We start from the raw sequence: 21,035 nt of genomic DNA, 5'->3' as shown, positions 1-21,035 counted from the left end.
ACTAAAAATAAATCTCATTGAATTTATTCGTAGGGAATTTACTACTTTCAACGAATTACTCACGAAATGCGATCAGAAATATGGGCAACTGTAATGTATGTATAATTGATGATGACATTGTATATCAATTTACCGCAAAGAAATTTTTAGAAAAAATCAGCGAAGTATCTAAAATTATGATCTTCTCTAATGGCCTTGAAGCAAGTCAGCACCTGCATGACAAGCCTACAACAGCCGAGGATTTACCCGATATAATTTTTTTGGATATTAGAATGCCTGTAATGGATGGCTTTACCTTCTTGGAGCGTTTTAAAACTATAAAACCCAACATTGCTAAACCTATCACCATTTATATGGTAAGTTCATCACCAGAAAGTAAGGATCGGGAAAAGGCTTTGGCCTACTCTGAGGTCTCAGAATACCTGATCAAGCCGCTCACTTTCGATATTTTTAAAGAGAAGATTTATAGTTTTCTAAACTAGAAAGTACAAAGCATAAAAAAAAGCGGCATAAAGCCGCTTTTTTATTATCATATAAACAACAAGGGAATCAATTACCCTCCAAAGTCATCAAAACTTACATTTTCTGGTGGTACCCCCCAGTTGTCACACATGTTCAATACAGCTGCGTTCATCATTGGTGGTCCACAGAAATAAAACTCAATCTCTTCTGGAGCATCGTGCTTGCTCAAGTACTGCTCAATTACAGCATTGTGAACAAAGCCTACAAAACCATCTCCAGCTTCATCATGAATATCTTTCTTTTCTACCCAGTTATCTTCAGGTTTAGCATCAGATAATACCATGTAGAACTTAAAGTTTGGGAAGTTCTTTTCGATTTCACGGAAATAGTGAATATAGAACAACTCATCTTTAGAGCGACCTCCATACCAGTAAGAAACTTTTCTACCAGTCTTTAAGGTTCTAAATAGCTCATAAATGTGAGAACGCATTGGTGCCATACCAGCTCCACCACCTATGTAAAGCATTTCTGCATCCGTATCCTTTATAAAGAATTCTCCGTAAGGACCAGAAATGGTACACTTATCACCAGGCTTAAGGTTAAAGATGTAAGATGAAGCAATTCCCGGGTTAATATCAGCCCAAGTATTTTTTGCTCTATCAAACGGTGGAGCAGCTACACGTACGTTAAGCATAATGTTTCTCCCCTCAGCAGGGTAAGAAGCCATTGAGTAAGCACGTACTACTTCTTCGTCATTCTTCATTACCAAATGACGCATGGCAAATGGACCTTCTGCCCAATCCTTCTCAAACTTATCTGGCTCACCTGGGTGATCCTTAGGATGAGCTTTGATATCCATTTCTGAGAACTTAACCGTGGTTTCAGGGATTTTAATCTGGATATAACCTCCAGCCTTATAATCCATATCCTCAGGAATTTCTACTACGAATTCTTTGATATAGGTTGCAACGTTGTAGTTAGAAACCACAGTTGCTTCCCATTCTTTAATTCCAAAAATCTCTTCTGGAACTTTGATTTTCATATCATTCTTCACCTTCACCTGGCAACCCAAACGCCAGTTGTCAGCTATTTCCTTACGGGTAAAGTAGGGAGCTTCGGTAGGAAGTATTTCACCACCACCATCTAGCACCTGACACTTACACATAGCGCAAGTACCACCACCACCACAGGCAGAAGGAAGAAATATTTTTTGATTTGATAATGTGCTCAAAAGTGTATTTCCAGAATCCACTTCGGTAGCATTACCATTAATATCAAGGGTTACAGGCCCTGATGGAGCAAGCTTTGCTTTAGCACCCAAAAGGATGGATACAAGCAAAAAGATTACGATAAAGAATACAACTATACTGCTAATTATAATTGTAGATGTTGCCAATAATACCATTGTCTTATTTTCTTTTTAAAAACAATTACAGCTTAATTCCCATAAAGGCCATGAAGGCTATACCCATAAGTCCGGTAACGATAAACGTGATACCAAGACCTCTCAATGCCGGAGGAACGTTTGAATAACGAATCTTTTCGCGAATAGCTGCAATAGCTACAATTGCTAAAAACCAACCTACACCACTACCTAGACCGTAAACCGTAGCCTCACCAATGGTGGCATAGTTACGCTCTTGCATAAATAATGATCCTCCAAGGATTGAACAGTTTACCGCGATAAGTGGAAGGAAAATACCCAATGCACCGTAAAGTGCTGGAGCAAATTTCTCTACAATCATTTCTACCAACTGCACCATAGATGCAATTACTGCGATAAACATGATGAATGAAAGAAAGCTAAGATCTACTTCTGCGAAGTCTGAACCTAACCAGCTCAAAGCACCTTCCTTAAGTACAAAGTTTTCCAATAGGTAGTTTACTGGCACTGTAATCCCCATTACAAAGATTACTGCGGCACCAAGACCAACTCCTGTTTTTACCGTTTTTGATACAGCCAAGTAAGAACACATGCCCAGGAAGTAGGCAAAAATCATGTTCTCTACAAAGATTGACTTTACGAATAAGTTTACTAAATCCTGCATGTCCTTAGTTTTCTTCGATTAGTTTGGTGTTGCGCGCACGCTGCACCCAAATGATAATACCTACAGTAATAAGCGCCATTGGAGGAAGCAACATCATACCGTTGTTACTGTAAAAACCTCCTTCACTCAAATACCAGCTTTGTGGGATAATTTGAACTCCGAACAATGCTCCAGAACCCAAAAGTTCACGGAAGAATGCCACGGCTAACAAAATCCAAGCGTATCCAAATGCGTTACCAAGTCCATCAAGGAAAGATTTCCATGGGCCATTTGCCAAAGCAAACGCCTCAAAACGTCCCATGATAATACAGTTGGTAATAATCAAACCTACGAATACAGAAAGTTCCTTGCTTACGTCATAAGCAAAGGCCTTAAGCACCTGGTCTACCAAGATTACCAAAGCCGCTACTACCACCAATTGAACGATGATACGGATACGGTTTGGGATAATATTTCTCATCAATGAGATAATAACGTTACCCACTGCTAGTACAAACAATACCGAAATAGACATTACCAATGCTGGGTAAAGTTTAACAGTAATTGCAAGTGCAGAACAGATACCCAAAACCTGAACGGTAATAGGGTTGCTGTCGTTCAAAGGATCGCTAATTAGCTTGCGATTCTTTTTGCCAAACAGAGGTTCGCTCTGTTTCTTTTGCTTTTCTAAAGCTTCAGTTACTTCAGCCATATCTATTATTCTTCTATGGTTGCTACGTTCATATTTTCAGCCTGAGCAGCAGACGCGGTAGCATTACCCGCTGCATACTTTTTAAGGAATGGCACATATGCCTGAATACAATCTTCAAGCATATCCTGTACTCCTACCGAAGTAATAGTACCACCACTAATTCCATCTACTTCATAATCTCCAGATGCATTTCCTTTCATTACCTGAATGCTGGCAAAGTCACCCTTGCTGTCAAGTATTTTTTTGTCAAGAAACTGATCCATAAAGATTGGTGTTGCGATTTCGGCACCTAGTCCAGGAGTTTCTGACTTGTGGTCAAAAATTGCTCCGCTCACAGTGTTCACATCTCCCTTAAGGGAAATATATCCCCAGATAGGACCCCAAAGACCTTTACCTCTAAGTGGAATGATGTAGTAAGTTTCACCATCCTTGTCTGCAATATATAAAGGTGCGTCTCTATCAGCCGGAGTTTTCTTTATTTCTTTAGAAAGTTCTACGTCAAAAGCTTTAACACCTTCTTTTATTTCTCCATTGTTGATTACAAGTTCCTTCTTAATGTACTTGCTGTAATCTTCTTCAGCTTGCTCACGGCTCACTTCAATGCCGATAGAATTCAGAATGTTCTGTTTTTTCTCTTGGGCCACGTTCTTGTCTTGCATAGGCTTAAGTGAAGTTGCAGCAAACGATAGCAAAGCTGCTACCACCACTACCATCACACCGGCAAACATAAACGTGTAACTGTTTTTATTTACATCCATTTCTTAAGCAGTTTTTACTTGAATTCTTTTCTTACGCTTCTTGATGTTAGCCTGAATCACATAATGATCAACTAATGGCGCCATTACGTTCATAAACAAAATAGCCATCATCACACCCTCTGGGTATGCAGGGTTGAACACACGAATCATGATACACAAAATACCTACAAGGAAACCGTAAATCCACTTTCCACGAGTAGTTTGCGCAGCAGATACAGGATCTGTAGCCATAAATACCAAACCGAAGGCAAAGCCTCCCATCATAAGGTGTTGCCAAAATGGAACAGCCATAAATTCTTGTTGCTCAGGTGAAATTGCATAAGGTGCAACTGCATTAAAGATCAATCCCATTACAATGGCACCAATAAGGCCCGAAAGCATAATTCTCCAGCTACCAATACCGGTATAAAGAAGAATAGCTGCTCCAATCAAAATGGCGATTACAGAAGTTTCACCAATTGACCCTGGGATATTTCCAATAAACATTTCCATTGGAGAGTATTGAGTAGTACCTGTAACAGCTAGTTCACCAAGAGCAGTAGCTCCTGAGTGGCCATCTACTACAGCTTGTCCTGCGTCTACTGAAGTGTTGATCCACACTTTGTCTCCAGACATATAAGAAGGATAAGCAAAGAATGCAAAAGCACGTGCAGTAAGTGCAGGGTTTAGGATATTCATCCCAGTACCTCCAAATACTTCTTTACCAATTACTACAGCAAAAATTGTAGAAACAGCTACCATCCATAGTGGAATATCCACCGGCATGATAAGAGGAATAAGCATACCTGAAACAAGGAAACCCTCGTTGATCTGGTGCTTCTTAATTACACAAAAAGCAAATTCAATTCCCAATCCTACCGCGTAAGACACGATAACCATTGGTAGAACTTTGATGGCTCCAAAAAGAAACTGATCCCAAAAAGTAACATCAGTCATTCCCAAAGCATTGTAGTGGAAGTAACCTACATTCCACATACCAAAAAGCAATGCTGGCACAAGTGCCAATACTACGGTAATCATGGTGCGCTTTAGGTCAATCCCATCACGAACGTGCGCTCCACTGTGGGTAGCGTGTCCGGGTACAAATAAGAAGGTCGCAAAACCATCGTACACCGGGTATAATTTTTCAAGCTTTCCTCCTTCTTCAAAGTGAGGTTTTACGCTATCGAGTAAATTCTTAAAAATCTTCATCTCAAATTTTCAATTCTATGAATTAATCGCCTAGTTCTTTCAACATAAGATCAAGACCTTCGCGAAGTACTTGCTGTACCGGAATCTTAGAAGTACATACTACTTCACAAAGCGCCATATCCTCTTCTACTACCTCATAAATCCCTAGGTTTTCCATGGCTTCGATATCGCTCACCATGATAGACTTTAGAAGTTGTACTGGGTATATGTCAAAAGGAAATACTTTTTCATACTCACCGGTTACAACGAACGCACGCTCTTCACCGTGCATTCCTGTATCCAGGTTATATTTCTTGTTAGGCATCATCCATGAGAACATGGTACGAGACATACTGAATTTATCAAGGCCTGGAGCTATCCATCCAAAGAATTCAGCCTGATCACCTTCTGGTAAAACAGAAACCTGACGATCATAAAATCCTAAGTACCCATCAGACTTGATTTTGGTACCAGTATATACACCACCGCTGATATACCTATTATTATTTTGACTCACATTACCTTCTACCAAACCTTGAATATTGGCACCAATAATGGTTTTGTGATATCTTGGCTTTTCTACCTCAGCACCAGCAACAGCAATATTTATCGAGGCATCAAATTTCCCTTCAAGGAAAAGACGACCAATAATAATTACGTTTTCAGGATTTACCGTCCACACAACTTCACCCTTATTGATAGGGTCAATTTTATGGATTTGCACACCTACATTACCTGCAGGGTGTGGTCCTTTAAAGCTGTGCTTTTCTACCCCTGTGCAGTTTGCAAACACACTGCTTGGATTAGAACCGCCTTGCAAGCCTAAGTGAATTTTTCCTTCGGTAAGTTTAGAAAGCGCATCAATTCCAGCTTGGAATTCTTTTTCCATACCGTGAACAGCAAAATCCACATCTACAGATATAGGATCGCTATTGAAGCAAGAAATAAAAATGGCTTTTGGACTACGCTCAGGATTAGCTACCACATTGTAGGGGCGTTGCGTAATAAAAGGCCAACATCCTGAAGCAAGCATTTTTTCCTTTACCGCTTTTGCATCCAATGATTTTGGATCGGCAGCGCCAAAGTTTTCATACTTCACTTCCTTGTCAGCAAGAATGCGTATCTCTAAAAGTTTACGCTTTTCACCTCTTACTATCTCTGCAATTTCACCGCTTACAGGAGAACAAAACTTCACCGCTTCTCTATCCTTATTAAACAGGATAGGCGAACCAGCTTTAACTTCGTCACCCTCTTTGACAGCTAATTTTAGCCTGGCACCCAAAAAATCAGTTGGCTTAATAGCAAATGTTTTGGGCATTTCTGCGTTGGCATAGATCTGCTCGGCTGTACCTTGCAGTTTAATATCTACTCCACGCTTGATCTTAATTGTTTCTGACATTATCGTAGAATCAAAAAATTCTAACTTAATTTGGCTGCAAAAGTAAAAAGTACCTTTGCTTAAGCGTTATTACAAGTGTATTTAGAGCTATTCTAAACAGCGCGCAAAGTTACTTATTTATCGCTTTTAGCAAAGTCCTAATTTTAGATATTATTGAATAAAACATGCCATTGAGAAATCTAGCCCACCTCCCACTGCTTGCAATCCTTTTTGTATCCTTTAATACACTTAGTGCCCAGTATGTTATTGACGAGTATTATCAGCAAGGTGAACTGAAATATGAAGACCATATTTATAAAGCTGGAATTCGCACACCCCGATTTCACCCAATTACAAACGAGATGGGCATGCCTATTATAAAATTTGGAGGTAGTGAACAGCTAGTTCTCACCTTTGATGATTTATATGCGGACTACATGAATCTCAGTTATACATTTGTACACTGTAATGCCGATTGGACGCCTTCAGGACTTATGCCACAGGAGTATTTAGGCAACCGTCAAGATGCATATATTCAAAATTATGAGTACTCGCTAAATACCTTTTTTAGCTATACAAATTATGCTCTTACCATTCCCAATGAGCAGATGAGCTTCAAAAAATCGGGTAACTACGTGCTGATTGTTTATGCTAATGATGACCGAAAAGATCTAGTGCTCACACGCAGATTTATGATTTATGAAGACAAAGTGCAAGCGGGCGGAATTGTAAAGCGAGCTACTATGGTAGAGTATATGAATCAGCGTCAGGAGATTGACTTTTTTGTAAGCCATGGCACCTACCCTATTCCAAATCCTTTTGAAGACCTTAAGGTACATTTGATGCAAAACCAACGTTGGGACAATGCTATCACTAATCTAAAACCTCAGTTTATTCAAAATCAAAAGTTTCTTTACAACTACGATAGAGAAAACACTTTTGATGGAAACAGCGAATACCGCTTTTTTGATTTGAAAAATCTTCGATCGCTTTCGCAAAACGTAAGCAGAGTTCAGCAAGACAGCGTTTTTACCGCCTTCTTAACTACCGATAAACCACGAACAATAGAGCGCTATGCAGTATGGCCAGACATTAATGGGCAATTTGTTGTGAGACGGCTGGACGCAACCTCTTCAACCACCGAAGCGGACTATGTGTATGTAGATTTTATGCTCGAAGCCCCTGCTCCATTTGAAAGTGGGGATGTTTACGTTTTTGGAAAACTAAGTGACTGGAAGTTACTTCGAGAGTTCAAAATGAAATACGACTATACCCGAAATGCTTACAAAGCAAGAATACCACTTAAACAAGGGTACTACAACTTCATGTATGCTACATTAGATAAATCTCAAAGCAAGGCTGACTTGTCAGAAGTAGAAGGAACTCATTGGGAAACTGAAAACACTTATCAAATACTCGTGTATCATCGGGAAGTTGGGCAGCGATATGACCGATTAGTTGGCTTTGCAGAACTCACCTCTGAAGATCTTTACTAAGTTTCAACACATGATAATAATGGGGTTTACAATTTTGCAAATTCCCTCAAGCTGACCAAAGCCATCTCAATTCACAATGAGTAAAAAAGTAGTAAAAACTGAGATCTGCCCAAATTGCCACACATCGCTTCAAGGGGAAAATTTTTGCCCCAATTGTGGGCAAAAAAATGACTCGCGAAAACTTACTTTTTGGCATTTTATCACCGAAACCTTAAGTCACTTTTTAGCATTTGACGGCAAGTTTTTTACCACCCTTAAAACGTTAGTCACTAAACCTGGCCAAGTTCCATTGGAGTTTAAGGAAGGCCAGCGTACAAGGCATATGAATCCCTTGCGGATTTATTTCTTGTCCTCATTACTATTCCTTTTCATCAGTCAGGTTCAAAGCGACAAATCACAAGAAAGAATTAAGGACATTGAAACGAATGAACAATTATCAAAAACAGAACGTGATTCTGCAGTTACTAGTGAATTAGATGCTATCCCCGGCATTCCTTTAAGCCTAGCCATTGACAGCTCTTCCGAAGACAATATTTTATTAAAACTGGAGGATATGACAGAGTACAGCAAAGACCACTCTGACGTTGAAACTGCCACTGCTTTAAATGATTTACAAATGGACAACACGTTTATAAATCGTTTCCTTTATCATCAAGCTGACAAGCTATCCCATTTTGAACTAGAAGAATACAACAAGTACTTCAGGGCCAAAATATTCTGGGTTTTATTCTTCTTCCTTCCAATAATTGCATTGATTTTGAAGCTGCTCTACATAAGAAAAAACGTTTACTACACGGACCATCTCTTCTTTGCCTTTTATAGTCAATCCGCTTTTTTTCTGCTTTTAAGCATCAGTGGCGCTTTAGGCGAAAACAGTATGTTTTCACTTATTGCGTCAATAGTCTTTTTGCTTTACCTATTCCTTTCAATGAAACGCTTTTACCAGCAAGGGCTAGGCAAAACGATCCTGAAGTTTTGCTTATTAAACCTTATAGCAATACCTGCATTTTTTGCTTTCTTTTTAGTCTCACTAGTGGTCGTGTTTTTAATATTCTAACCAATTTACCGCTTACCTTTGCCGGCTATGGCCAAAATCAGCACTAACATTAGTGAAGCACAAGCTCTTTTAGAAAAAGGAGAATTAGTTGCTATTCCAACAGAAACCGTATACGGCCTGGCTGCCAATGCGCTCAACACGGAAGCGGTTGCATCTATATTTGAGGCAAAAGGACGTCCCCATTTTGACCCGCTCATTGTTCATTTGTATGGTAAATCACAGCTAAATGAATTGTGTCAAAATATCCCCGATGTATTTTATCGTCTATATGAAACTTTCAGCCCTGGGCCTATTACTTATATTTTAAAGAAGAAGGAAATCATTCCCGATTTGGTGACCTCAGGAAATGACACCGTTGGAATTCGATTCCCAAATCATCCGCTTACGCGGGAATTACTTTTTGAGTCAGGACTACCTTTGGCCGCTCCCAGTGCAAATCCGTTTGGCTATGTAAGCCCTACTACAGCTCAGCATGTAGAAAATCAGTTGGGTAAAAGAATACCTTACATTTTAGATGGTGGTCCTTGTTCGGTTGGTATAGAATCCACTATTATTGATTTAAGCACTGGCACTCCAAAAATCCTTAGACTTGGAGGCCTAGCTTTGGAAGAAATTGAGGAAGTTACTGGAAAAATTGAGGTCAGTACTCACTCTAGCAGCAACCCGCAAGCACCAGGAATGCTCAGCTCTCACTATTCTCCCGGAAAAAAATTGATGATTGGAAATATAGAGGAATTGTTAAAAACTCATTCAGGGAAAAGCACAGCCATTATTTCTTTGAGTAAAACTTTCGAAGGTATTCCCATAGAGAATCAAAAAGTACTTTCTCCATCAGGAGATTTGAAACTGGCAGCCGCCAATCTCTTCAAAGTTCTTCGAGAATTAGATAAAGAAAATATTGATGTTATTCTAGCAGAATTAATGCCCAATATAGGATTGGGACCTGCTATCAACGATAGATTAAAAAGAGCAGCACATTAGTTTCGGAATTACTAGTCATATTGCTCCTCACTCCCTATTCGCTACTCCCTACTCCTTACTACCGACTAAACTATTCAGGTCTTCCTCCATTATCTATCACGCGTTTCTTTCTAAGTTCAAAGTTTTGACCTAGATAAACCTTTCGCACCTGCTCGTCTTCAGCCAGCTCTTCAGCCGAACCCGATTTTAGAATATTACCTTCAAACATAAGATAAGTTCTATCAGTAATCGCAAGAGTCTCTTGCACGTTGTGGTCAGTAATCAGGATTCCAATGTTCTTATTTTTCAATGAAGCCACAATCTGCTGAATATCTTCTACCGCGATAGGGTCAACGCCAGCAAAGGGTTCGTCCAAAAGAATAAACATGGGGTCAACAGCCAAAGCACGGGCAATTTCTGTTCTCCTACGCTCACCCCCCGAAAGTAAATCGCCACGGGATTTTCGAATATGCTGTAAGCTAAATTCGTTTAACAACTCTTCAAGCTTATCCTTTTGCTCAGCTTTTGAAAGCTTTGTCATTTGAAGCACGCCCATGATGTTATCCTCTACACTTAGCTTTCTAAAAACAGATGCTTCCTGAGCCAAATAACCAATCCCCTTTTGGGAACGCCTGTACATTGGGTCCTTGGTAATGTCTTCATTATCCAAATAAACCTTGCCTTCATTTGGCTTAATAAGCCCAACCACCATGTAAAAAGAAGTGGTTTTCCCCGCTCCATTGGGACCAAGAAGCCCTACAATCTCACCACGATTCACCTCAAAGCTAACGCCCTTTACAACAGTTCTACTACCGTATCTCTTAATTATATTTTCGGCTCTTAACTTCATTTTTCAAATTTGAAATTTCAAAATGGACATCTGTCGCGGGCTATTATCAACTTATGTACCTAAGTTGTTTTCAGGGCTTTTTTCTGATTCTTCACCACTCGGGCACAAATCTTAATACTGATTTCATAAAGCCCAACTATTGGCAAACATACCAATACTTGACTTGAAATATCGGGTGGAGTGATGATGGCGGATAAAATCAATATTACCACAAAAGCGTGCTTGCGGTAAGTACGCATCCACTCTGGGGTGAGCAAACCTAATTTAGCCAAGAAATACACAATAATTGGCAGCTCAAAAATAAGACCTGAAGCTAAAGTTACCGTGCTTACAGTGCTTATAAAGGAGTTTAAATCAATGAAATTGGTAACATCTGCACTTACGGTGTATGTTCCCAAAAACTGGATGGATAATGGGGAAATAAGAAAGTATCCGAAAAGTACTCCTAGCATAAAAAGGAAGGATGCAAAAAACAAAACTCCTCTTGAGTATTTTTTTTCCGTGTCATGAAGACCCGGTTTAATAAATCGCCACACTTCCCATATTACGTAAGGAAACGCAAGAATAAACCCCGCAATTAGAGATACCCAAATATGAGTGCTAAACTGCCCTGCCATTTTGGTATTTAATATTTCAAATGGCATTTCGGTAAGGCACATCAGACCTACCCCAGTAAGCCAAGCAGTAAACTCACAAAACATGCGATATGTAACAAAATCGGGCTGCTTCGGGCCAAATATTATTATATCAAATAAAATATGCTTGTTTAAAAACGCGAGGGTAGCACCAATTAAAATAGCTACAGTGGAGCGCACTAAATGCCACCTTAAGATTTCTAGGTGCTGCAAAAACGACATTTCGCCAGTATTTCCTTTGGCCATTCTTTTATCTTAGAATAAAACGCGGCAAATGTCTTAAACATTTAGCAGAACTTCATCGTAAGTTCTCAACCCCTCCTCACTTCAGTTTTGTCACTCATCGTTATTTGTAGGAAAAGTATGCTAACTAACCAATATACACCCTATCAATCAAACATTTACAAACTATACAATAAACTAAAATTTAAACGTTTTCTCTTTACCGTTAAAAACATATTAACGAAATTTGCCTCTCTTCAATTAACCCCCACCTATTAATCGAATTAATCTAGGCTGAACTTCAGCCTTCGGTTTTTGCGTATTTAAAAAAAGAATTTTTATAAAGTTCTACGTTTATCTATCTTAGAGCGAGAGAGTAGAAAAATTGGAAAATTTGAACATGAAGATAGCCACAGTCCACGATGAATTGAAAAAGTATTTTGGCTTTGATCAATTTAAGGGCAACCAGGAAGCAGTAATAAATAATGTAATTGCCGGAAATGACACTTTTGTGATTATGCCCACCGGGGGCGGAAAATCCATGTGCTACCAACTTCCGGCCCTGATGCAATCAGGAACCGCCATTGTAGTTTCTCCACTAATTGCTTTGATGAAAAATCAGGTTGATAGCATTCGTGGATTCTCCGAAGAACATGGTGTAGCACACGTGCTAAACTCATCCCTTACCAAAGGGCAAACTGAGCAAGTAAAGGAGGATATTCGAAACGGAATTACCAAATTGCTTTACGTAGCTCCGGAATCATTGACCAAAGAAGAGAACATTGAGTTTCTTCAAGGTTGTGATATTTCTTTCTATGCTATTGATGAAGCACACTGTATATCAGAATGGGGACATGATTTCCGTCCTGAATACAGGAATCTTAAAAATATTATTACCGCCATTGGCCGTAAGCCAGTGATAGCACTTACCGCAACTGCTACCCCCAAGGTACAAGGCGATATTCAAAAGAATTTAGGAATGGATGATGCGCAGGTTTTTAAAGCCTCGTTTAACCGTCCTAACCTTTATTATGAAGTACGTCCAAAAACTGAACATGTAGACCGTGACATCATTAAATTTATAAAAGGTCACATGGGTAAGAGCGGTATTATTTACTGTTTGAGCCGCAAGAAAGTGGAGGAGCTTGCAGAAACCCTTCAAGTTAATGGCATCAATGCACTCCCCTATCATGCAGGTCTGGATGCTAAGTCCAGAGTTCGTCATCAGGATGCTTTCCTTATGGAAGAGGCAGATGTGATTGTAGCTACCATTGCATTTGGAATGGGTATCGACAAACCAGATGTGCGTTTTGTAATGCACTATGATATGCCGAAAAGCCTTGAAAGCTATTATCAGGAAACAGGGCGTGCAGGACGTGATGGAGGCGAAGGTATTTGTATTGCCTTTTACGCTTATAAAGACATTGAAAAGCTTGAAAAATTCCTTCACGGAAAACCAGTTTCTGAGCAAGAAGTGGGAATGCAGCTGTTGCAGGAAGTAGTGGCTTTCGCAGAAACTTCAATGAATAGAAGAAAGTTTATCCTTCATTATTTTGGTGAAGAATTTGACGAAGAAAACGGTCCTGGTGCCAAGAATGATGACAACAGTCAGCATCCTAAAAAACAGTTTGAAGCCAAGGATGATATCAAATTGGTACTTGAAACTATAGCTGCCACCAATGAAAGATTTAAGGCATTACCCATAGTAAATATCCTTATTGGGAATAAAACCACCATGGTGAAGCAACATAAATCAGATCAGCTTGATCAGTTTATGAAAGGTGCAGATCATGATGATAAATACTGGATGAGCGTTATTCGCCAAGCGGTGGTAACAGGTCTGCTTAAAAAGGATATCGAAAAATATGGAGTTTTAAATCTCACCGAAGCTGGAAAGGATTTTATCAAAAATCCTAAAAGCTTTATGATGTCTGAAGATCATAACTATGAATCTACAGAAGGTGATGATGATATAATCACAGCTGGGAAAGCCGGTGGTGCTGCTTTTGACGAAACTCTTTATGGAATGCTTAAGGACCTTACACGTAAAGTGGCTAAGGAAAAAGAGGTACCGCCTTATGCAGTATTCCAGGAGCCTTCATTGAATGAGATGGCAATGAACTATCCTACCACCTTAGATGAACTTAAGAACATTAGCGGTGTAGGTGAAGGAAAAGCCAAAAAATTTGGAAAGCCGTTCGTAGCTCTTATTCAAAAGTATGTTGAAGATAATAACATTGACAAACCAGATGACTTTGTTGTAAAATCAGTTGTAAACAAGTCCGGGCTCAAGGTTTATATCATCCAGAGTACTGACAGAAAGTTACCCTTAGAAGACATTGCTGCTTCTAAAGGTATCACCATGGAAGATCTTGTTTGTGAAATTGAAAACATAGTAAACAGTGGCACCAAAGTAAATATCGACTATTACATTGAGAGCCTGCTGGATGAAGAGCAAATTGAGGAGATTACAGAATACTTCCTTGAGTCGGATAGTGATGATCTAAAAGATGCCCACGAAGAATTTGATGGAGATTATGACGAAGATGAGCTTCGCCTCATGCGCATTAAGTTTATGAGTGATGTAGCTAACTAAAAAGTTACTTAATAAAATACAAAGCCGGAATGCATCTCTGTATTCCGGCTTTTTTATGCTTTATAATAGATTTCAAATCTATTTTACCAATTCTAAAATTTTAGCGTGTATCTCGGTGTTTTCATAAATACCCGCAAACTTTTCCGCTCCTGGCCCATAAGCTAAAACAGGTACCATTGCTGCGCTATGCCCTCCTGTAGAAAACCTTGGAGCAATAGAGTTATAGTCACGCTTTGTTCCTTGAAAAGGAACTTTCTTTTCTTCAGCAGCAAGCGTAAAACCTCCGGTTTCATGATCTGCAGTAACTATCACCAAAGTTTTCCCATCCTTACGAGCAAAGTCTAAAACGGCTCCCACCGTCTGATCAAAATCAAGCACTTCTGAAATTACATATTTAGAATTATTGGCATGGCCACCCCAATCAATCTGCGATCCTTCAATCATCATGAAGAAGCCATCTTCATCATCCTTCAAAAAATCAATAGCTAACTCGCTGGCATTTTTCAAATACTCCCCACGCCCTTCTATCATTTTTGGCATTCCATCATCAGCCAAAATATATCCCAATCTTCCTCCTTCAATTTTTGGAGCTTTTTTATCCAATTCGGTAGTATTGATGGTAAAACCTTTTTCTTCCAAATCCTGAATTAAGCTCCCTTTTTGAAAATATTTAAGTCCTCCACCTGCAAAGAAATCCACTGGTGATTCCAACATTTGTTTAGCAATACTAGAAGCACTATTCCTTGATTTCTCATGTGCGAAAAATGAGGCCGGAGTGGCGTGAGTAATCGATGATGTAGCCACCAAACCTGTGCTTTTTCCTTCCTTAGAGAAATACTCTAACAAAGTTTCCACGCACTTTTTATCCTCATCAAGTCCAATAGCTCCATTGTAGGTTTTTTTCCCTGCTGATATTGCAGTGGCTCCTGCTGCCGAATCTGTTATCTTATCTGAACTGGAAGAGGTACGACTTAGACCCACAATTGGAAAGCGCGAAAAATTTGGCTCCTTATCTCCATAATAATATGCTGCCGACATCTGGCTTAGGCCCATTCCGTCACCAATCATTATTATTATGTTTTTGGGTTTTTGGTATTCATCTTTATTGATAAAAGAAGAACATGTTGCTAAAACCACTAGAGCAAATGCCAGAGAGATAAAGTTTACTTTCATTGTAAATTATATAATACCTCGCAAAAGTGATAAAAAGCAAGTTGTGAAAAAAGTTTAGTGATGTTAACATTCTTGTTTTCAACAGTGGATATGTACATTCGCGCTATGAAGATTATTGAAACCCCTATTCCAGGATTATTGGAAATTGAGCCCACCATTTTTGGTGATGATCGTGGCTATTTTTATGAATCATATAATAAAGATGCTTTCCATAAAGCAGGTATCACAGTAGAGTTTGTGCAAGACAATCAATCCCTTTCATCAAAAGGAGTTCTTCGCGGATTGCATTTCCAAAACCCACCTCATGCACAGGGCAAATTAGTCAGAGTAATAGCTGGAGCAGTGTTAGATGTAGCTCTTGACATTAGAGTTGGCTCTCCTACTTATGGCCAGCATCACAAAGTAGAACTTACGGGCGAAAACAAAAAGATGTTTTGGGTTCCTCCGGGTTTTGCTCATGGGTTCTTAACTTTAAAAGATGACACGATTTTTGCATACAAATGCACAGCGCTTTACAATAAAGAAAGCGAAGGTGCAGTATTGTGGAATGATCCTCAACTCAACATCAACTGGAACATTGACTCTCCATTGGTTTCAGAAAAAGATCAGGAAGCACCTGCATTTGACAAATTAAAATCTCAGTTTCAGTTTATATGAACACCTATTTCCGCAAAGCAGCTTTAATCATCACACTTATAAGTGGAGCAAGTTTTCTTACTTACTACACCTATGATGGAATGACTGATGATAATTTCAGGATGGTTTTTAATGAAAAATACGGCATATATGCTTTAAGCCTACCTGAAGACATCACCTTTGCTGGAGAAGAAATCCCTTTTGAAGATCCCGAAATCTATGAGCGATTTGACAGAGAAATGCTGGTAAACACCTATTGGCAAAGTCAAACCATGCTTTTTTATAAGCGCTCTAATCGCTATTTCGAAATAATTGAACCCATCTTAAAAAAGAATGGTGTACCAGACGACTTTAAGTATTTATCCTTAATTGAAAGCGGACTCACCAATGTAGTCTCGCCAGTTGGTGCCACAGGGTTTTGGCAAATAATGGAGGGCACAGGAAAAGACTTTGGCCTGGAAATAAATAAGGAAGTAGATGAACGATATGATGTAGTAAAATCTACTGAAGTAGCTTGTAAATATTTAAAAGAAGCCAAAAAGGAATTAGGAACCTGGACACTGGCAGCTGCATCATATAACATGGGTATCAATGGTGTAAAAAAGCAATTGGAAAGACAAGAAGCTAAAGGATATTACGGCTTAACACTTAATAGTGAAACAGCCAGATATATATTTCGGATTCTTGCGGCTAAAGAAATAATGAGCAATCCTGAGAAATATGGTTTCCACTTCCGTGAGAAAGATCTTTACCAACCGATACCAACTTATGTGGTAAAGGTAGATAGCTCAGTAAGTAACTTTGGGAAGTTTTCCCACAAACTGGGTATTAACTATCGTATTTTGAAATATCATAATCCATGGTTGCGATACGACTATCTTCCTAACAAATCCGGAAAAGTGTACGAAATTCAAATTCCTAAAGAAGGGCATTTCTCCTTGGTAGATAGTGAGCCTATGGACCCAAGCATTGATCTTGACTCTTCCTCTGTCCCTCCTATTTCAGATACCACTGGAGCAGTAACAGACTCTTTGTAAAAAGCATTTGGCTTTCCAGTTTTATAGAGCTTAGATGGCTTCACAACAAGTCATCAAATTCATCTATGCATATCACTGATTAGCTGTGGCTAAATTGGTAAATTTGCACCCTGAATTTTTACTCTCCATGACACAAAACCACCCAGTGAGCGAAAAAGACCAAATTGAAGTTTACGGAGCTCGCGTTCACAATCTTAAAAACATTGATGTTGTTATACCGCGCAACGAGCTAGTGGTAATTACAGGGTTAAGTGGAAGTGGTAAATCATCTCTTGCCTTTGACACCATTTATGCCGAAGGACAGAGAAGGTATATTGAAACTTTTTCCGCCTACGCACGTCAATTTTTGGGAAGCCTGGAGCGTCCCGATGTGGACAAAATCAATGGCTTGAGCCCAGTGATTTCCATTGAGCAAAAAACTACCAGTAAAAACCCGCGCTCCACTGTAGGCACTGTTACTGAGATTTATGATTTCCTCCGTCTTCTTTACGCTCGTGGGTCAGTAGCTTATAGCTATAATACTGGGGAGAAAATGGTGAGCTATACTGATGACAAAATCCGTGAGCTTATCATTGAGCAATTTGCTGGTAAACGGATAAATATTTTAGCCCCATTAGTACGTTCCCGTAAAGGGCACTACCGTGAGCTATTTGACAGTATTCTAAAACAAGGTTTTGTAAAAGCCCGCATTGATGGTGAAATCGTGGACGTAACCAAGGGCATGCGCTTGGATCGATACAAAACACACGACATTGAAGTAGTGGTTGATCGATTGAAGGTAGAAAATGACTCGAATGATAAGAGACTTCGCGAGTCGATAACTGTTGCAATGCAGCAAGGTCATGGAATAATAATGGTGGTGGAGCATGGACAAGAAAAGCCACGCTTTTTTAGCCGCAATCTGATGTGTCCTTCTACGGGTATTTCTTACCCAGAGCCAGAGCCTAATACCTTTTCTTTCAATTCTCCAAAAGGAGCTTGTCCAAAATGCAATGGCCTAGGGGAAGTGTCAGAAATTGACATGGACAAAGTTATTCCAGACCCAACAAAAAGTATTCGGAAAGGAGGACTTACTCCACTTGGCGATTATAAAAAGACTTGGATTTTCAATCAATTAGAAATTATTGGAGATAAGTATGGTTTTGACATCACAACTCCAATAAAGGACATTCCCAAAAAGGGAATGGATGTTATACTCCATGGATCGGACGAAGCTTTTGAAGTAGAGAACAAAAATTTGGGTATAACCCGAAAGTATAGCATCAATTTCGAAGGGATTATCAACTTTATTTTAAATCAAAACGAAGAGGCTAAAAGCAAATCCATAAAACGCTGGGCTGAAGGGTTTATGAATAAAGTGCCATGTGACCAATGTCATGGTGAACGACTTAAAATTGAATCCCGACATTTTAAAATTGGAGACAAAAACATCTCTGATTTAGCGGGTATGAGCTTAGGCTCCCTACAAAATTGGCTTGAAAACATTGAGCCTGAGCTTAGTGAAAATCAAAAGCAAATTGCTACCGAAATTTTAAAGGAACTAAGAACCAGGGTTTCGTTTCTGCTTAATGTTGGATTAAATTATTTGAGCTTAAATCGTCCAGCAAAATCCCTTTCTGGTGGTGAAGCTCAACGTATAAGACTGGCTACTCAAATAGGCTCACAGCTTGTAAATGTGCTTTATATTCTTGATGAACCCAGTATTGGCCTTCATCAAAGAGACAATCACAAGTTGATTGAATCCTTAATGGAACTTCGTGATGTAGGAAACTCTGTAATTGTGGTGGAGCATGACCGAGACATGATAGAGCAAGCCGACTACATATTGGATATTGGCCCACATGCCGGCCGCAGAGGTGGAAATGTAGTAGCTGCAGGCACGCTTCAAGATATTCTGAACAGCCATAGTCTTACGGCTCAATATATGAACGGAGAAAAAGAAATCGCCATCCCTGAAACCCGAAGAGAAGGAAATGGTGAATTCATTACTCTTAAAGGAGCCAAAGGAAATAACTTAAAAAATGTTTCTGTTAAGGTGCCATTAGGAAAGCTTGTGGTGGTGACTGGTGTATCTGGTAGCGGGAAATCAACACTGATCAATGAAACCCTTTACCCTACCTTAAGTGCGCACTTTTATAATTCTGTAAAAAAGCCGCTTGAACATAAAAGCATAACCGGTCTTGATAAAATTGATAAGGTAATAGACATTGATCAGTCGCCAATTGGTAGAACTCCCAGATCAAATCCAGCAACCTATACAGGTGTACTTTCTTATATCCGGGATTTGTTTGCCAATTTACCTGAGTCAAAGGTTCGCGCTTACAAACCAGGCCGATTCAGCTTTAATGTAAAAGGAGGTCGCTGTGAAACTTGTGAAGGTGCTGGAATCAGAGTAATCGAAATGAACTTTCTTCCAGATGTATATGTACCTTGTGAAACCTGTCAAGGGAAACGATTCAATAGAGAAACATTAGAGATTCGTTACAAGGGTAAATCTATTGCAGATGTCCTTGATATGAGTGTCAATAATGCCGTAGAATTCTTTCAAAGCATCCCCAAGATTTTTAACAAAGTGAAAACTTTGCGAGATGTAGGACTTGGTTACATCACTTTGGGACAACAATCCACAACGCTTTCTGGAGGTGAAGCTCAGCGCGTAAAACTGGCCACTGAACTCAGTAAGCGCGATACTGGAAAGACAATGTATATCCTTGATGAACCTACTACAGGGTTGCACTTTGAAGACGTTCGTATACTCATGGATGTAATCGATAGGTTAGTTAATAAAGGGAACTCGGTAGTGATTATTGAGCATAATATGGATGTAATCAAATTAGCTGACCATATTATTGATGTGGGCCCTGAAGGTGGTGAAGCTGGAGGAAATATCGTATTTGAAGGTACACCTGAGCAAATTTTGAAAAGTAAAAACAGTTATACTGGAAAATTCCTAAAAATGGAAATTGATAAAGTTCACTCGTAACACGGTGTAAGAGTCAATCAAAACCTTAGTTTAGACAGTTATCCAAATACACGTTTATGAGCGAAAAAAAGCACAACTCAGAAGAAAACACAACCGAAAATCCACTGGATGGAAAGAACTGGAGCGAGATAAAATCTAACGACAGTTGGGCCATTTTCAAAATAATGTCTGAGTTTGTAAATGGTTACGAGAAACTAGCCAAGATAGGGCCTTGCGTATCCATATTTGGTTCTGCCCGCACAAAGTCTGATCATCCCAAATATAAGCTTGCCCAAGAAATCGCTTTTAATCTTACTCAAAAAGGATATGGCGTAATTACAGGCGGTGGCCCGGGAATGATGGAAGCGGGAAATAAAGGCGCCCAGCGTGGAGGTGGAACATCCGTGGGTTTAAATATTGAACTCCCAATGGAGCAAGAACCTAATCCATATATTGATCAAGACAAAAATCTAAATTTTGATTATTTCTTTGTTAGAAAAGTAATGTTTGTTAAGTACTCTCAGGGCTTTATTGTTATGCCCGGTGGATTTGGCACCTTGGATGAACTATTTGAGGCCATTACGCTTATTCAAACCTTTAAGATCAGTCGATTCCCTATAGTCCTAGTAGACTCAAGCTTTTGGTCAGGCCTTATTGGCTGGGTAAAAGAAGTCCTACTTACACGAGAAAACAATATTAGCGCTTCCGATCTTGATCTCTTTACAATTGTGGATACGGCCGATGAAGCTGTTCAAGTAATTGAGGATTTCTATAAGAGATATATGTTAAAGCCTAATTTTTAAGCAAGGCCTGTTGACAGCTGATACTACGCCTATCACAAATTTCCCTTTAATTGTCTTCTTCTTATTAAGTCAACTTATTTCAGGAAAAGAGATAAAGCTAA

18 protein-coding genes are annotated in these 21,035 nt (G+C 39.3%); 9 read left to right on the top strand and 9 right to left on the bottom strand.

The genetic code is table 11. The features are described 5' to 3' along the window. Positions 1-17: 17 nt before the first annotated feature. Complete coding sequence (locus OWEHO_RS16815; RefSeq protein WP_223252698.1) at positions 18-482, top strand: response regulator; 465 nt, start codon at positions 18-20, stop codon at positions 480-482. Between the two features lie 71 nt (positions 483-553). Here OWEHO_RS16815 and nqrF read toward each other — a convergent pair whose 3' ends face one another. The 6 genes from nqrF to OWEHO_RS16785 are packed head-to-tail and all read right to left on the bottom strand — an operon-like array spanning position 554 to position 6,528. After that, positions 554-1,867 (bottom strand): NADH:ubiquinone reductase (Na(+)-transporting) subunit F, encoded by a 1,314-nt coding sequence (gene nqrF / locus OWEHO_RS16810; protein ID WP_014203703.1) that lies wholly within the window; start codon positions 1,865-1,867, stop codon positions 554-556. Between the two features lie 25 nt (positions 1,868-1,892). Beyond that, positions 1,893-2,510, bottom strand: a complete 618-nt coding sequence (gene nqrE, locus OWEHO_RS16805; protein WP_014203702.1) for an NADH:ubiquinone reductase (Na(+)-transporting) subunit E — start codon at positions 2,508-2,510, stop codon at positions 1,893-1,895. 4 nt (positions 2,511-2,514) lie between these two features. Then, positions 2,515-3,201 (bottom strand): NADH:ubiquinone reductase (Na(+)-transporting) subunit D, encoded by a 687-nt coding sequence (locus OWEHO_RS16800; RefSeq protein ID WP_014203701.1) that lies wholly within the window; start codon positions 3,199-3,201, stop codon positions 2,515-2,517. A 5-nt stretch (positions 3,202-3,206) separates the two neighbouring features. Next, on the bottom strand, positions 3,207-3,959 hold the full coding sequence (nqrC, locus tag OWEHO_RS16795; protein ID WP_014203700.1) for an NADH:ubiquinone reductase (Na(+)-transporting) subunit C: 753 nt from the start codon (positions 3,957-3,959) through the stop codon (positions 3,207-3,209). A gap of 3 nt (positions 3,960-3,962) precedes the next feature. Beyond that, entirely contained in the window at positions 3,963-5,150 is a 1,188-nt protein-coding gene (locus tag OWEHO_RS16790; protein WP_014203699.1) for an NADH:ubiquinone reductase (Na(+)-transporting) subunit B, read from the bottom strand. Positions 5,151-5,172: 22 nt separating this feature from the next. Further along, positions 5,173-6,528 carry a Na(+)-translocating NADH-quinone reductase subunit A gene (locus OWEHO_RS16785; protein ID WP_014203698.1) on the bottom strand — a complete coding sequence of 452 codons (1,356 nt, stop codon included), beginning with the start codon at positions 6,526-6,528 and terminating at the stop codon, positions 5,173-5,175. Between the two features lie 170 nt (positions 6,529-6,698). Between OWEHO_RS16785 and OWEHO_RS16780 the strand changes: the two genes are divergently transcribed. The 3 genes from OWEHO_RS16780 (at position 6,699) to OWEHO_RS16770 (ending at position 10,041) form a co-directional block, all read left to right on the top strand. After that, positions 6,699-8,003: a type IX secretion system plug protein gene (locus tag OWEHO_RS16780; protein ID WP_169312808.1), complete on the top strand. Its 1,305-nt coding sequence runs from the start codon at positions 6,699-6,701 to the stop codon at positions 8,001-8,003. Positions 8,004-8,079: 76 nt separating this feature from the next. Further along, entirely contained in the window at positions 8,080-9,060 is a 981-nt protein-coding gene (locus OWEHO_RS16775) for a DUF3667 domain-containing protein (protein WP_014203696.1), read from the top strand. A 27-nt stretch (positions 9,061-9,087) separates the two neighbouring features. Further along, entirely contained in the window at positions 9,088-10,041 is a 954-nt protein-coding gene (locus tag OWEHO_RS16770) for an L-threonylcarbamoyladenylate synthase (protein ID WP_014203695.1), read from the top strand. Positions 10,042-10,111: 70 nt separating this feature from the next. Here the strand turns inward: OWEHO_RS16770 and lptB are convergent, their stop codons facing one another. Together lptB and tatC are read right to left on the bottom strand one after the other, a co-directional pair. Next, positions 10,112-10,870, bottom strand: a complete 759-nt coding sequence (gene lptB, locus OWEHO_RS16765) for an LPS export ABC transporter ATP-binding protein (RefSeq protein WP_014203694.1) — start codon at positions 10,868-10,870, stop codon at positions 10,112-10,114. A gap of 59 nt (positions 10,871-10,929) precedes the next feature. Continuing rightward, on the bottom strand, positions 10,930-11,751 hold the full coding sequence (tatC, locus tag OWEHO_RS16760) for a twin-arginine translocase subunit TatC (protein WP_014203693.1): 822 nt from the start codon (positions 11,749-11,751) through the stop codon (positions 10,930-10,932). A 376-nt stretch (positions 11,752-12,127) separates the two neighbouring features. Here tatC and recQ point away from each other — a divergent pair, with 376 nt between their 5' ends. Further along, positions 12,128-14,323 carry a DNA helicase RecQ gene (gene recQ, locus OWEHO_RS16755; protein WP_014203692.1) on the top strand — a complete coding sequence of 732 codons (2,196 nt, stop codon included), beginning with the start codon at positions 12,128-12,130 and terminating at the stop codon, positions 14,321-14,323. A 78-nt stretch (positions 14,324-14,401) separates the two neighbouring features. Here recQ and OWEHO_RS16750 read toward each other — a convergent pair whose 3' ends face one another. Beyond that, entirely contained in the window at positions 14,402-15,496 is a 1,095-nt protein-coding gene (locus OWEHO_RS16750) for an alkaline phosphatase (protein WP_014203691.1), read from the bottom strand. Positions 15,497-15,556: 60 nt separating this feature from the next. Here OWEHO_RS16750 and rfbC point away from each other — a divergent pair, with 60 nt between their 5' ends. The 4 genes from rfbC (at position 15,557) to OWEHO_RS16730 (ending at position 20,934) form a co-directional block, all read left to right on the top strand. Next, a complete protein-coding gene (rfbC, locus tag OWEHO_RS16745) occupies positions 15,557-16,153 on the top strand; it encodes a dTDP-4-dehydrorhamnose 3,5-epimerase (RefSeq protein ID WP_014203690.1) in 597 nt (198 codons plus the stop codon). Further along, the gene (locus OWEHO_RS16740) at positions 16,150-17,169 is read left to right on the top strand and encodes a lytic transglycosylase domain-containing protein (RefSeq protein WP_014203689.1); all 1,020 of its coding nucleotides are present in this window, start codon (positions 16,150-16,152) and stop codon (positions 17,167-17,169) included. The genes rfbC and OWEHO_RS16740 overlap by 4 nt, the downstream gene beginning before the upstream one ends. Before the next feature lie 127 nt (positions 17,170-17,296). Further along, positions 17,297-20,152 (top strand): excinuclease ABC subunit UvrA, encoded by a 2,856-nt coding sequence (gene uvrA / locus OWEHO_RS16735; RefSeq protein WP_014203688.1) that lies wholly within the window; start codon positions 17,297-17,299, stop codon positions 20,150-20,152. Between the two features lie 56 nt (positions 20,153-20,208). Continuing rightward, positions 20,209-20,934, top strand: a complete 726-nt coding sequence (locus tag OWEHO_RS16730) for an LOG family protein (protein ID WP_014203687.1) — start codon at positions 20,209-20,211, stop codon at positions 20,932-20,934. Positions 20,935-21,035: the final 101 nt, after the last annotated feature.

It is taken from the genome of Owenweeksia hongkongensis DSM 17368 (genome assembly GCF_000236705.1).
Classification (GTDB): domain Bacteria; phylum Bacteroidota; class Bacteroidia; order Flavobacteriales; family Schleiferiaceae; genus Owenweeksia; species Owenweeksia hongkongensis.
The sequence above is the reverse complement of the archived record's forward strand: the minus strand, read 5'-3'. Positions and strand labels throughout refer to the sequence as shown.

Bases quoted from the DNA above. Each gene is read 5' to 3' on its own strand.
- uvrA (WP_014203688.1), top strand. From the start codon at position 17,297: ATGACACAAAACCACCCAGTGAGCGAAAAAGACCAAATTGAAGTTTAC.
- lptB (WP_014203694.1), bottom strand. From the start codon at position 10,870: ATGAAGTTAAGAGCCGAAAATATAATTAAGAGATACGGTAGTAGAACT.
- tatC (WP_014203693.1), bottom strand. From the start codon at position 11,751: ATGGCCAAAGGAAATACTGGCGAAATGTCGTTTTTGCAGCACCTAGAA.
- nqrC (WP_014203700.1), bottom strand. From the start codon at position 3,959: ATGGATGTAAATAAAAACAGTTACACGTTTATGTTTGCCGGTGTGATG.
- OWEHO_RS16730 (WP_014203687.1), top strand. From the start codon at position 20,209: ATGAGCGAAAAAAAGCACAACTCAGAAGAAAACACAACCGAAAATCCA.
- OWEHO_RS16785 (WP_014203698.1), bottom strand. From the start codon at position 6,528: ATGTCAGAAACAATTAAGATCAAGCGTGGAGTAGATATTAAACTGCAA.
- nqrE (WP_014203702.1), bottom strand. From the start codon at position 2,510: ATGCAGGATTTAGTAAACTTATTCGTAAAGTCAATCTTTGTAGAGAAC.
- OWEHO_RS16800 (WP_014203701.1), bottom strand. From the start codon at position 3,201: ATGGCTGAAGTAACTGAAGCTTTAGAAAAGCAAAAGAAACAGAGCGAA.
- rfbC (WP_014203690.1), top strand. From the start codon at position 15,557: ATGTTAACATTCTTGTTTTCAACAGTGGATATGTACATTCGCGCTATG.
- OWEHO_RS16740 (WP_014203689.1), top strand. From the start codon at position 16,150: ATGAACACCTATTTCCGCAAAGCAGCTTTAATCATCACACTTATAAGT.
- recQ (WP_014203692.1), top strand. From the start codon at position 12,128: ATGAAGATAGCCACAGTCCACGATGAATTGAAAAAGTATTTTGGCTTT.
- OWEHO_RS16790 (WP_014203699.1), bottom strand. From the start codon at position 5,150: ATGAAGATTTTTAAGAATTTACTCGATAGCGTAAAACCTCACTTTGAA.
- nqrF (WP_014203703.1), bottom strand. From the start codon at position 1,867: ATGGTATTATTGGCAACATCTACAATTATAATTAGCAGTATAGTTGTA.
- OWEHO_RS16770 (WP_014203695.1), top strand. From the start codon at position 9,088: ATGGCCAAAATCAGCACTAACATTAGTGAAGCACAAGCTCTTTTAGAA.
- OWEHO_RS16775 (WP_014203696.1), top strand. From the start codon at position 8,080: ATGAGTAAAAAAGTAGTAAAAACTGAGATCTGCCCAAATTGCCACACA.
- OWEHO_RS16750 (WP_014203691.1), bottom strand. From the start codon at position 15,496: ATGAAAGTAAACTTTATCTCTCTGGCATTTGCTCTAGTGGTTTTAGCA.